Raw genomic sequence first — 13204 nt, forward strand, 5'->3', positions numbered from 1 at the left:
ATGGACTGGAGTCAATTCCAACGAATCGACCCTCACCTACTGGTCGGTCTGGTTAATACCGAGCTCCGCAATCATGCAGCCTCGCTTGACGACCTCTGCCGCACCCACGACATCGATCGAGATGCACTCTGCGCGCATCTCGCAAGCGCCGATTACCACTATAAATCCGAACAGCAGCAATTTCGCTAACCGCATCTTTAGTTAACCTCGAGCTTAGCTAAAGATGCGGTTACAAATGCTTTTGAATCGCCTGATTTAAACTAGCGGCCACGCTGCTGTCTCCAAAAGTGCCCACACGAATACTCATCTCATAGAACACCGGAGATTTAGTGCGGTAACTGACAGTAATTTTCTCGTCTCCCGCATTCCGGAAAAGATACTTACCCGCGGTCTGATCCCCGGAACCATTGATATACTGAAGTCCAAGGTCCTGCCCGCCTCGCTTAATCGCCTGCTCCAACTCTTGTGCACTGGCATCAACCGGAACTTGCAAGTCCCCGAGTACATACGCAGTACCACCAGCCGCAGCCCCACCGGCCACAACCGCAACACAACCCGAAAATTGAAAGGTAGCCCCAACCAAGAGAACTGATACGACGCCGACACGGATTAATTTATTCATACGAAAAACATAGCACACAATCTTTAACACTCAACACAAGTAAGACTCACAACACTTGATTTTTTCTGCAACAGCCCTAGGCTGCTGCGCCTTTTGAAAAAGTCATCATCGATCTGCGATAATGACTTCTCAAAATTCATGTTTTAAACTCAAAACAACCAATTATGACAACAAAAGCACCTGAACGCCACGAATTCCAAGCCGAGGTAAAGCAAGTCCTCGATATCGTCGTCCACTCGCTCTACACGGACAAAGAGATCTTCGTCCGCGAGCTCGTCTCCAATGCGTCTGACGCCACCGAAAAGTTGCGCCACACGCAAGTCGCCGAGAAGGATGCCGACATTTTTGACGCCGACCTCGATCTCGAAATCCAAGTCACTTCCGACGAAGAAGCTGGTGAAATCACCATCCGCGACTTCGGCATCGGCATGACTCACGATGAGTTGATCGAGAACCTCGGCACTATCGCCCACTCTGGCTCCAAAGCCTTCCTCAACGCGCTCAAAGAAAGTGGCGAGCGCAACGACAATCTAATCGGTCAGTTCGGCGTGGGCTTCTACTCCGTCTTCATGGTCGCTGATTCGGTCAAGGTATACACCCGTTCTTGGAAAAAAGAGGGCGGGTGCTACTGCTGGTCCAGCGATGGCTCGGGCGCCTACGAGATCGAGCAGGTCGAAGGCGAACGCCGCGGCACACGTATCGTCATCTCCCTCAAGGATGAATACAAGGACTTCGCAAAGAAGAACCGCATCGAAGAGATCATCAAAAAATATTCTGCCTTCGTGCAGTTCCCAGTCAAAGTGGACGGCGAAAAGCTCAACACCATTGGCGCGATCTGGCTCAAGAGCAAAAACGACGTCACCGAAGAAGAATACAAGGACTTCTACAAATTTCAGGCCAAGGCCTTCGACGAGCCACGCTTCTGGCTGCACTTCAACGCGGACGCACCGCTTGAAATCAACGCCCTACTCTACGCTCCCACCGAAAACATGGAAGGCTTCGGCTTCGGCCGTATGGAGCCCGGAGTCGGGCTTTACTGCCGCAAGGTGCTGATCGATAGCGAGCCCAAGAACTTGCTACCCGACTGGTTACGCTTCGTGCGCGGTGTGGTCGACAGTGCTGATTTGCCACTCAATATCTCGCGAGAGTCGATGCAAGACAGCAGCCTAATCCAGAAGCTGAACAAGGTCATTACCAAGCGCTTCCTCAAGACACTGGAAGAAAAAGCCAAGAAAGAGCCCGAAGTTTACAATGAGTTCTGGAGCAGCTTCGGCCTGTTCCTCAAGGAAGGTGTCACCACTGATTTCACTCACCGCGACCAGTTGCTCAAGCTCTTGCGCTACGAATCGTCGTACACCGAAGCCGGCACGACCACCAGTCTGGCCGACTACCTTTCACGCGCTCCCGAAGGTCAAAAGGAAATTTACTACCTCTTCGGCCCCAGCCGCGAAGCGATCGAGAGCGGTCCTTACATTGAGGCATTCAAGGCGCGTAACATCGAGGTGCTCTACCTCTACGAGCCGATCGATGAGTTCGTCATGAACCACGCCCGCGCCTTCGAAGAAAAGAACTTCGTCTCCGCCGACAACGATGAGATCGATCTCGACGCCATCGCGCCCGAAACCGACACTGACAAAGGCGAAGCTCTCGAAGCCAGCGCATCCGAAGCCCTCTGCAGCTTCATCAAGGAAAAGCTCGGCGAGGAAGTAAGTGAAGTTTCCGCCAGCGAGCGCCTGGTCGGTAGCCCTGCCATGATCGTCAACGCCGACAAGCAAATGACTGCTCAAATGCGCAAGATGATGAAGGCTATGCAACAAAAAGCAGGTGGCCCCGAGATGCCAGGCATGGGCGGCGAGCCTCCCGTGAAATTGCAAATCAACCCACGTCACGCCTTGGTCAAGAACCTCGCCGCGCTGCACGCAAGCAACGGCGAACTCGCTGGCCTCATCTGCCAGCAACTCTTAGACAACGCCCGCATCGCGGCGGGTCTGCTGGAGGACCCCAGCAAGATGGTGCAGCGCAACTACCAAATCCTCGAGCAACTTAGCTCGAAATAAGGGAAAAATTATAATATAAAGCCGCGAAGATTCGAAAAGCTTCGCGGCTTTTTTATGCCGAACAACTATTCGTAAAAGTTTGAGCTGACTCTAGATGTTTACACCTCAAGCGTCAGGACATCATTCTGAACCTTGAAAGTAACGACGCTCTGCTCGGCAATATCGCCACTCAGTATGGCCCGGGCCAAGCGTGTTTCGACCTGCTTCTGTAAAAAGCGCTTGAGCGGACGTGCTCCATAGACTGGATCATAGCCTCGTTCGCCAATCCACCGACGAGTGGCGTCGTCGAATTCAATAGTAATCCGACGCTCAACCATACGCTTATTCAAGTCAACCAATAGCAGATCAACAATTTGTGTGATCTCTTCCAATGTCAACGGCTTGAACAACACAGTATCGTCGATACGATTTAAAAACTCCGGACGAAAACCTTGTCGTAATTCCGCCATCACCGACTCACGTACACTTTCAGGAATGTCAGAAGCTGTAACGCCCTCAGTCAAATAACGACTGCCGACATTAGAGGTCATAATAATGACGGTGTTCTTAAAATCCACGGTGTGCCCCTGTGCGTCGGTGATGCGCCCGTCGTCCATGACTTGTAGGAGCACATTGAATACATCGGGGTGCGCCTTCTCAATCTCATCGAAGAGCACCACGCTATAAGGCTTGCGACGCACGGCTTCGGTCAGCTGACCACCTTCATCATAGCCCACGTATCCGGGAGGCGCACCGATTAAACGAGCCACAGCATGCTTCTCCATGTACTCGGACATATCAATCCGCACGATATTATCCTCGGTATCAAAGAGTGTTTGCGCAAGGGTGCGCGCCAGCTCGGTCTTACCCACACCGGTGGGCCCCAAGAAGAGAAAGCTACCGATCGGCCGCCGCGGATCTTTAATGCCGGCCCGTGCACGCAGGATGGCCTCAGTGACTAAAGTCACCGCTTCATTCTGCCCCACGACCCGCTCGTGCAACACTTCTTCCAGCCGGAGCAGTTTCTCTTTTTCCCCTTCCACCAAGCGTGTGACAGGTACTCCCGTCCACTTAGAGACGATATCAGCAATCTCGTCTTGCGACACTTCCTCTTTTAATAAAGCCCCCTCTTTTGCCTCCACGGCTTCCAGCTGCTTAAGCTTCGCCTCCAGTTCTGGCATTTTTCCATGCCGTAGCTGAGCTACAAGGTTGAGATCATAATTACGCTCTGCTTTTTCCATCTCGATTCGAGTCGCATCCAACTCCTCGCGCACTTGACGGATTTGGTCGATCGCCCCCTTCTCACTATCCCACTGAGTGCGTAGGACCGACTCTTTTTCACGAATATCAGCGAGTTCCTTCGATAGAGTTTTAAGACGCTGCTTAGAGGCATCATCCTTTTCATTTTTCAGAGCAGCTTCTTCAATTTCAAGCTGCAAAGCACGACGCGACAACTCATCCAACTCCTGCGGCATCGAGTCCATCTCCGTACGAATCATAGCGCAGGCTTCATCGACAAGGTCGATCGCTTTATCAGGTAAAAAACGCTCACTAATATAGCGATGCGAGAGCACAGCAGCTTGCACCAGCGCATTATCCTGAATACGCACACCGTGGTGCAATTCAAAGCGCTCACGAATTCCGCGTAGTATCGAAATAGTGTCCTCAACATTGGGTTGATCGACTTGCACCGTTTGGAAACGACGCTCTAGCGCAGCGTCCTTTTCGATGTATTTGCGATATTCATCGAGGGTCGTCGCACCCACACAGTGCAACTCTCCTCGTGCCAACATCGGCTTGAGCATATTGCCCGCGTCCATTGCACCTTCGGTCTTTCCAGCACCTACAATTGTGTGCAACTCATCGATAAAAAGCAATATCCGCCCCTCGCTGTTTTTAACTTCAGCGAGCACGGCCTTCAAACGTTCTTCAAACTCCCCCCGATATTTTGCACCCGCCACCAGAGAACTCATGTCCAGCGCAAAGATAGTCTTGTCTTGCAAGCCTTCCGGCACGTCACCACGTACGATACGCTGTGCAAGCCCTTCGACGATGGCCGTCTTACCCACACCTGGCTCGCCAATGAGCACCGGGTTGTTTTTAGTCTTACGCGAAAGAATGCGAATCACACGGCGGATCTCAGAATCACGCCCGATCACGGGGTCCATCTTGCCCTTGCGTGCCATTTCCACTAGATCGATCCCATATTTCTCCAGCGCTTCAAAAGTACTTTCTGGAGTACGGGAAGTCACCTTTTGGCCCGCACGCGCAGATTCAATCACCTTTAACACTTTGTCATAATCAAGCTCGAAAGAGTCAAAGAACTTGCCCAGTTTGCCTGAACTGCCCACTTGCAATAGCCCCAAGAACAAGTGCTCGGTGCTGACAAAGTCATCCCCCAACTGTTCCTTGGCCTGATCCGCCTCAGTGATTGTTTTTTGCAAAGCAGATGACACGTATACCTGACTGGCATTCACACTGCCAGAAGCTTTAGGCAAAGCATCCAACTCACGCTTCACAGCCAATTCAACCGCCGACGGTGATACTTGCATACGCTCTAGCAAGCCAGGCACAATCCCTCCCTCCTGTTGAACAAGAGCAAGTAGTAAGTGCCACGTATCCAACTCTTGCTGCCCGTGTTGACGTGCAATGTTCTGTGCCTCCTGCACGGCAAAAGCTGATTTTTCGGTAAATGTATTAAAATCAATATTCATACATGTGTAATCGCATATAACGTTCCAAACTGAATACAGTCACAAAAACCCGCAACATATTGATAAAGAACAAACACCAAAAAAACAAGAAAACAAATACTGTAGCAATTGACCTTAAAAACGAGACAACGACCCCGCCGGAGAGACATTTTGACTCACCGATTAAATCGTAACTTCACTTAACATAATAAAGTAGCAGCGAGCACATAGCCGTCGATCAATAAACTCGCCGCATCTCAATTCGCTCTTCTAAGGCTCGCTCGCCCAAATACAGCTCAACTAAGCCTTGAACACCTGCTTCGCCCGTTTTCGGCGAGGAAAGACTGTACGACAAATTTCACACACCGTGCCATCACAACCACGCGCGGTACAATACTCACGTCCATAGAAAATAATCTGCAAGTGCAAGTCATTCCAACTGGACTTTGGAAACAAATGCTTCAGATCTCGCTCGGTCTGGGCCACATTTTTCCCATTGGTGAGGCCCCAGCGCTGCGCAAGCCTATGAATGTGTGTGTCGACTGGAAACGCGGGCACCCCAAAGGCCTGTGCCATCACCACCGAAGCCGTTTTGTGCCCCACAGCAGGCAGTGCTTCCAGCGCCTTCATATCTGCGGGCACCTCGCCACCATGTTGATCCAACAAAATACGTGAAAGCCCCGCAATGCCTTTCGCTTTCATCGGCGACAGACCGCAGGGACGAATAATCGCGCGAATTTCCTCCTCCGGAATCTTCACCATCGCCTGGGGCGTATCGGCCCGCTCAAAGAGTAAGGGCGTGATCTGATTGACCCGCACGTCGGTGCACTGGGCCGACAGCAGCACAGCAATCAACAGTGTATATGGGTCTTTATGATCCAAGGGCACAGGCGGATCAGGATAGAGCTCCTGTAAGCGATTTTGAATATAAGCGGCGCGTTCTTTTTTAATCATTGGAAAAGGTAGTCTTGTTTCTTGCTCAGGATGCGATCTTAAGCCAAAAACTGAGCTAAGCGCTTCTACACTATTGAGCAATTTCAAAGCATAGATCCACACCAATGAAACTATCCGACTCCCTTCCCGAAGAACTGCGTCAGACACGTGCAGTCGAAGTGCTAGAACGCTCGCTCGCACAAAATCGACTCGGCCATGGCATCCTGCTACACGGCGAGAGTTTGGAAAACCTCGAAACAATTGTGCGCGCTATCGCCGCTCACCTGCTGGAAACGATGCGTAACCCCTTCGAACACCCGGATTGTTTCATCCTACGCCCCAGCGGCAAAGCTCGCTTGATCAAGGTGGGCAAGACAGAAGAAAACAACACCATGCGCAAGCTGGTCATCGATATAGCCAAGAGCTCCAATCAAGGCGGCCGCAAGGTCGGTATCGTCATCGACGCAGACCGCATGAACCCCGCCTCAGCCAACGCCTTTCTAAAGACCCTCGAAGAGCCACCTGCCGGCACCACCTTGTTTTTACTCACAACACGTCCTTACGATCTACTCGATACCATTCGCAGTCGCTGCCTCAATTTCCGAATTCCAGCGACGCTGGAAACCATTCAACACCCCGATTGGGCATCCTGGGTAGTCTCCTACCGTGAATGGCTCGGACGCCTGATAAAAGGTCCCAACAAGAAGACCATCCCCCACATTATGATGGGAGCCTACGGCCTCAACGCCCGCTTTCAAGCGATCCTCAATGAAATGACCGCAACCGCCTGGAAAACGCAAAAGGAAAGCCTGCCTGAGCATATCACCTCCGATGAAAAAGACGCGATGGAGGTCGGCCTCAGCAAGGGCTACCGCAAACAACTCTTCGGAGAAATCGAAAAAGCCACCGCCGGCTTCGCCCGCGACATCGAAGCCCTCAACACCGGTGAACTCCCCGCCAGCGCCCTACACCGCGCCACCGAAGCATTGGAAAAATCCGCGGGCTTGATGGAGATCAACTTCAACCAAGTCGCCGCCCTAGAGCTCTTCTTCCTAAGCTCCCTACGCATATGGACGACCGCGCGCTAGCGCGCGGAGTGAGGGTGAAAGTGAGAGTGAAAGTGGCCTCTTAGACGGAGTGACTGCTTCGCAGAGTGAAAGTGACAATCTAACGTAAAGTAGTGACAGCTGGGAAAAAAGAATTATACAGGCATTATGAAACTGGATAATTTTGGTGCTTTGATTAAAGCGAATAAGTTATTTGACCATGTGGTGAACGACCTGCGGCCTTTGAAGACTGAGTTTGCTTGCAAGCGATTAGTCGAACAACAATTTGCCTCCGCCGACTCAATTGCTGCCAACATCGAAGAAGGCTACGGTCGAGGAAGTCGTAAGGATTATCGTCATTTTCTTATTATTTCACGTGGCTCCGCCCAAGAAACCAAAGGCCGCTACGGCCGCCTAAAACACTGGTTGAAGCAAGAAGATATCGAAGCTCGCCAAAAGCTTTGCGACGAAATCATTGCCATACTTTCAAAAACAATCAATACACTCGGTCAATAGCCATATCCTTGATCACTCTAACCTTCACTCTCACTCTCACCTTCACTCTCACTCCGTGAGAAGCACGGCCTCATGTGCGGACGCTACACACTGCACGTACAAAAACAAAAACTGGCTGAAGCCATTGCCTTAGCACTGCCTGATGCCTATGAGCCAGACTATAACATCGGCCCGGGCCGTGAAGTGCTCAGCATTGCAAACCGCACACGCCAGACTCCAGCGGCAGCGATGATGCAATGGGGCCTGCGAACCCCGCAAAATTTCCACATCAACGCTCGTATCGAAACAGCGGATACAAGCCCGCGGTTCCGCGACAGCTGGCACACGCATCGTTGCCTGCTACCAGCCAACGGCTATTACGAATGGTATCAAGACGGCATCACCAAACAGCCCTACTACATCTACCCCGAACAAGGTGTGCTACATTATTTCGCGGGGCTCTGGTCCCCAGCCCCTAAAGATGAACCCTTCCCTTCGGTAGTCGTGCTCACAACCGTCGCTCACGATTCTCTGCGCGATATCCATGAACGCATGCCGGTCATTTTACCTAATAATTCTAGTGCCGACTGGCTGGGCGGCGCGCTCGACAAACGCGACGCACTCGCACTCTCGGATAAGGTTTCACTGCAAAAACATCCCGTCTCACGAAGAGTCAACAGCGTGCACAATAATGACAGTCAATTAATCGAAGCCACCGCGGCACTCTCGGACGATCAACTGATGCTGTTTTGACTGAATATCGGAACGGCACTTGTCTTCTGAATAAAACACAGACAATCTATCCACATGGAGCCCTGCAACACCCCAGCCTGCCAATCCGCCCGGGAAATTTTCCACGAATTGGATGATTACTACGATGATCACAACCTCTACTTCCAGACCATTAGCTCGGTGCTGGATGCAGCCAACCTGCTCAAAGTAGACCAACGTCTCAAACTCATCCTCTCACAGCCCAAGAACGAGATCATGGTGCACTGCCCCGTCAAAATGGACGATGGGCGCTGGCGCCTGTTTAAGGGCTACCGCGTGCAACACAATAACGTGCTGGGCCCCTACAAAGGCGGCATCCGCTATCACAGCGAAGTCAAGCTGGACGAGGTCAAGACGCTGGCACTGCTCATGACGATGAAATGTGCGCTGGCCCGCCTGCCCTTCGGCGGCGCCAAAGGAGCGCTTAAGATCGATCCACGCTCGGTCAGCCGCAGCGAACTCGAACGCGTCACTCGTCGCCTCACCGCTGCGCTGGGTAACAATATCGGCCCGGATTACGACATCCCTGCCCCCGACATGGGCACCAATGCACAAATCATGGCATGGATGGCCGATACCTATATCAATTTCGCCGAGTCCTCCACCAAGGTCACCGCCCGCGGCGTCGTCACCGGCAAACCTCTCGAATTCGGCGGCTCCGCTGGACGCGAAAAAGCCACTGGCCAAGGGTTGGTCTATGTGCTCGACGCCCTCCTCCCCGGCATGGACATGGACGTATCAAAGCTCAGTTTCAGCCTGATCGGCTATGGCAATGTCGGCTCATGGACCGCTCGCTTACTCCAAGCACGCGGCAGTCAACTCAAAGCAGTGATGGACCACACCGGTGCCATCCGCAACGAAGCCGGCATCGACGCCGAAGCACTGGCGCAGCACGTGCAAGCCACTGGCGGCGTGAACGGTTTCGCCCGAGCCGACGCAATCGACGCGCCCAATTTCTACAGCACCCCCGTCGACCTCTTCATACCTGCCGCACTGGAGCAGATGGTGGACCTCGAACACGCCGAACGCTTACAATGTAAAGTGGTGGTCGAAGCAGCCAACGCTCCCACCACCCCACGCGCAGAGCAGCATCTACTCCAAAAAGGCGTAGAAGTGCTGCCCGCTATCCTGTGCAACGCCGGCGGTGTGACCGTGAGTTATTTCGAATGGAAACAAAACCGACAATCCGAGACCTGGGATGAAGAACTGGTCGACGAGCGTCTGCGTAAAGTGATGACACGCTCCGCCGAGCGCGTGCTGGCCACCGCCAAGCGCCTCGACTGCAGCATGCGCCTTGCCTCCTACGCGGCCGCGATCGCACACCTGGATACAGTCTATGAGATGCGCGGCGTATTTCCGTAAAGGCCCGCTATGATTATCCAGTCTTCAAGTCCTGCTTATAGAAGTGCTTTGAACTGGCGCAAAATCCATTCTCACGCTTAATGGGCAGCTATGACTATAGATGAACGTCTCTCGAAATATCTTGATCAAACTCCGGCCATCGACGATTCGGCCTATGTAGCTGAAGGCGCCGTCGTCATTGGCGCCGTCTCCCTGGGGCTCAATTCCAGTGTCTGGCACAATGCAGTGCTGCGCGGCGACATCAATACCATCGAAATCGGCGAAGGCTCCAATGTGCAAGACGGCACTGTCGTGCACCTAGCCGACGACTACGGTGTAAAAGTCGGCAAATATGTAACCATCGGCCACTCGGCCATGATCCACGCCTGCGAAATTGGCGACGAATGCCTGGTCGGCATGCAGGCCACGATACTTGACGGCGCTGTCATCGGCGAACAGTCGATTATCGGTGCGGGCGCACTGGTGACAAAAGGCACGCAAATCCCCGCAGGCTCGCTAGTGCTCGGGGCTCCAGCTAAAGTGGTGCGCGCACTCAGCGATGAGGAACGCGCGGGACTGAAAGGACTCGCCGAAAAATACGTGACCGTATCGCGTGGCCACAAAAAGCGTTTTAGCTAGTACGCACGCAAGGCGAGCTTGACTCCAGTCTCACTGCCTCCGTGCGGAGCCTTCACGCACGATCCGGCTGCCACAAACCGCCTTGGCCTGAAAACTCTCACGCCTAAGACAGCTGAGGCTTGCAATTCAGTCATAACTCCTTCTCATCAACGAGCGATTGAGACTTATTCTCAGCCGATACTATTTACCATGCGACTGAACGAAATCAAAAAAGGCGGCCTGTTCCGCGTCAAAAACCTAGATTGCTGCAACGACTGCGTCTCGAGGCTAATGTCAATGGGCTTACTGCCAGAGCAAGAGATCCGTCTCGTTCATGAAGCACCTCTAGGAGATCCCATCGCAGTGGAATTCAACGACTGTCAAATCAGCGTGCGTCTGGAAGATGCCGCCCACGTCGAAGTCGAGCCAATTTAATGAGCGCTACCGCATCCAACCGCCGAATTGCCCTGATCGGAAATCCGAACACCGGCAAAACCTCGCTATTCAACACGCTAACAGGCATGCGCCAGCGCGTAGGCAACTACTCTGGTGTAACTGTTGAAAAAAAGACCGGAACATGGACAATGCCCAATTCCGAATCGGTCGAGTTGATCGACCTGCCCGGCACTTATAGCTTGAGCGCCAGTTCACTGGACGAACGCGTCGCGGTGGATGTCATCACGGGCCACGGCATGGCAGGCAGCGCGCCGGATCTAGTCATCGTGGTCGTGGACGTCGAAAACCTACGACGCAACTTGTTTCTAGCCTCGCAGGCCTCTGAACTTGGAGTGCCCATGGTGATCGCGCTAAATTGCTGGGATGTGGCAGAGAAAAAAGGCTTACAGATCGACAGTAAACTTTTGGAGCAGCGTCTCGGAGTCCCCGTGGTCCCGACTGTCGCCAAACGCAAGAGTGGGACCGACGAACTGGCCAAGGCAGTTGAAAAAGCGCTCGCCACGCGCCCGACACTGGTACGCCCCAAATGGCCAGAGCCAGTCAAAAAAGCGATCGCATCGCTACGCACGCAACTGGTCGATCAGCGTAATGAATCCCTGAGCGAAGGTGAATTACAACGCCTACTGTTTGATAACAAAAGCGCCGTGCGCGAACGCCTACAGACACCGTCCGATGAACATACACCGATCATCGAGGCTGCCCGCGATCAACTCTACAAAGACGGGTTTCAACCCGACGCTGCGGAGTCGACCTTGCGCTTTCGCTTTCTCAATCCTTTGCTCAACGACGTATTGGAGCGTCAATCGGCCCTAAAAAAACGCAGTAAGTCAGAAAGTATCGACCAACTCTTACTGCATAAGTTCTGGGGCTTGCTGGTCTTTGTGGGGATGATGTATGTCGTCTTCCAATCTGTATATACTTGGGCGGGGCCCATAATGGATTTGATTGAAGGTATTGTAGGATGGATGCAGGGCATCGCTTCCGACGCGCTGGTGGCGACTCCCATGCTGCAAAGTTTGATCGTAGATGGTATAATCGGTGGAGTGGGTGCATTTTTGGTCTTCTTACCACAAATTCTAGTGCTATTTTTCTTCATCTCCATCCTGGAAGCCTCCGGCTATATGGCCCGAGCAGCCTTCCTAATGGACAAACTTTTCCAATGGTGTGGCCTCAATGGCAAAAGCTTCGTACCACTACTAACCAGTTTCGCCTGTGCGATCCCTGGAATTATGGCCACTCGCACCATTAACGACAACAAAGCGCGGGTGATTACTATTCTGGTCGCTCCGCTGATGAGTTGCTCAGCCCGGCTCCCCGTATATCTTTTACTAATCGGTGCCTTCATCGAGCCCAACTACGGCCCTAACGTAGCAGGCGCAACACTCTTTGCCATGCATTTCATCGGCGCCTTAGTCGCCGCCCCCTTTGCATGGGTACTCAACAAAACTGTCAATAAAGGCCGTAAACCCCTGCCCTTCGTAATGGAATTGCCCCACTACCGAGTGCCTCAAGTCAAACTGGTCTTTCACCGTATGTATGAAAGTGGTAAAGAATTTGTCGTGCGCGCAGGCACTGTCATCTTTGCCATGACGATCATTATTTGGGCACTGCTCTATTTCCCACGTTCAGCAGAGCTCGAAGAAAATGTAACTGCAGAATACATCGGTCAAATCACTCAAGGCGCCATGAGCGAAATTTCCGGAGAAATCGAACTAGATGAAGTGCAAAGCACTGAGCTAGAGGAGCAAATTTCTGCGCGTTACCTAGAACAAAGCTATATGGGCCGCTTTGGAAAGTTCGTACAACCGATCTTTGCCCCTGCCGGCTATGACTGGAAGATAACCGTCGGCGTGCTGGCGAGTTTCCCTGCACGCGAAATCATTATTTCAACTCTGGGCATTACCTATGCCCTGGGTGGCGAAGTCGATGAGGAATCGGACGACCTCCGCAGCACCTTAAGTAAGGCCAAATGGGAATCCGGGCCGCGCAAAGGTGAACCCGTATTCAACATTCCGGTCGCATTCTCCATCATGGTATTTTTCGCTCTTTGCATGCAATGCGGTGCCACTCTTGCCGTGATTGCCAAAGAGCTGAACTGGTGGTGGGCGAGCGGTAGTTTCTTCGTTCTGACAGGCTTCGCCTGGATCGCGGCAGTGGTTGTCTATCAAGTCGGCATGCTCTTTGTATAGTAGC

The 13204-nt window shown here is 52.6% G+C and carries 12 protein-coding genes; 9 read left to right on the top strand and 3 right to left on the bottom strand.

Annotation, left to right across the window (positions count from 1 at the left end; genetic code table 11):
* Positions 1 to 189 carry a DUF4250 domain-containing protein gene (locus tag QEH59_RS01565; RefSeq protein WP_308983606.1) on the top strand — a complete coding sequence of 63 codons (189 nt, stop codon included), beginning with the start codon at positions 1 to 3 and terminating at the stop codon, positions 187 to 189.
* Between the two features lie 40 nt (positions 190 to 229).
* Here the strand turns inward: QEH59_RS01565 and QEH59_RS01570 are convergent, their stop codons facing one another.
* The gene (locus QEH59_RS01570) at positions 230 to 622 is read right to left on the bottom strand and encodes a DUF3568 family protein (RefSeq protein ID WP_308983607.1); all 393 of its coding nucleotides are present in this window, start codon (positions 620 to 622) and stop codon (positions 230 to 232) included.
* Positions 623 to 786: 164 nt separating this feature from the next.
* Here QEH59_RS01570 and htpG point away from each other — a divergent pair, with 164 nt between their 5' ends.
* The gene (gene htpG / locus QEH59_RS01575) at positions 787 to 2679 is read left to right on the top strand and encodes a molecular chaperone HtpG (protein ID WP_308983608.1); all 1893 of its coding nucleotides are present in this window, start codon (positions 787 to 789) and stop codon (positions 2677 to 2679) included.
* A 98-nt stretch (positions 2680 to 2777) separates the two neighbouring features.
* Here the strand turns inward: htpG and clpB are convergent, their stop codons facing one another.
* Both clpB and nth read right to left on the bottom strand, forming a co-directional pair.
* On the bottom strand, positions 2778 to 5372 hold the full coding sequence (clpB, locus tag QEH59_RS01580) for an ATP-dependent chaperone ClpB (RefSeq protein WP_308983609.1): 2595 nt from the start codon (positions 5370 to 5372) through the stop codon (positions 2778 to 2780).
* 279 nt (positions 5373 to 5651) lie between these two features.
* Positions 5652 to 6305 (bottom strand): endonuclease III, encoded by a 654-nt coding sequence (gene nth, locus QEH59_RS01585; protein ID WP_308983610.1) that lies wholly within the window; start codon positions 6303 to 6305, stop codon positions 5652 to 5654.
* Between the two features lie 104 nt (positions 6306 to 6409).
* Between nth and QEH59_RS01590 the strand changes: the two genes are divergently transcribed.
* From QEH59_RS01590 to feoB, 7 genes are all read left to right on the top strand, one after another.
* Positions 6410 to 7372, top strand: a complete 963-nt coding sequence (locus QEH59_RS01590; RefSeq protein ID WP_308983611.1) for a hypothetical protein — start codon at positions 6410 to 6412, stop codon at positions 7370 to 7372.
* Positions 7373 to 7498: 126 nt separating this feature from the next.
* Complete coding sequence (locus tag QEH59_RS01595) at positions 7499 to 7846, top strand: four helix bundle protein (protein WP_308983612.1); 348 nt, start codon at positions 7499 to 7501, stop codon at positions 7844 to 7846.
* Between the two features lie 72 nt (positions 7847 to 7918).
* A complete protein-coding gene (locus tag QEH59_RS01600; RefSeq protein WP_308983613.1) occupies positions 7919 to 8578 on the top strand; it encodes an SOS response-associated peptidase in 660 nt (219 codons plus the stop codon).
* Positions 8579 to 8632: 54 nt separating this feature from the next.
* Positions 8633 to 9958, top strand: a complete 1326-nt coding sequence (locus QEH59_RS01605) for a Glu/Leu/Phe/Val family dehydrogenase (protein WP_308983614.1) — start codon at positions 8633 to 8635, stop codon at positions 9956 to 9958.
* A gap of 90 nt (positions 9959 to 10048) precedes the next feature.
* The gene (locus QEH59_RS01610; protein ID WP_308983615.1) at positions 10049 to 10576 is read left to right on the top strand and encodes a gamma carbonic anhydrase family protein; all 528 of its coding nucleotides are present in this window, start codon (positions 10049 to 10051) and stop codon (positions 10574 to 10576) included.
* 189 nt (positions 10577 to 10765) lie between these two features.
* Positions 10766 to 10990 (top strand): FeoA family protein, encoded by a 225-nt coding sequence (locus tag QEH59_RS01615; RefSeq protein WP_308983616.1) that lies wholly within the window; start codon positions 10766 to 10768, stop codon positions 10988 to 10990.
* Entirely contained in the window at positions 10990 to 13200 is a 2211-nt protein-coding gene (gene feoB, locus QEH59_RS01620) for a ferrous iron transport protein B (protein ID WP_308983617.1), read from the top strand. Before QEH59_RS01615 ends, feoB begins: the two co-directional genes overlap by 1 nt.
* Positions 13201 to 13204: the final 4 nt, after the last annotated feature.

It is taken from the genome of Thalassobacterium sedimentorum (assembly GCF_031127905.1).
Classification (GTDB): domain Bacteria; phylum Verrucomicrobiota; class Verrucomicrobiia; order Opitutales; family Coraliomargaritaceae; genus Thalassobacterium; species Thalassobacterium sedimentorum.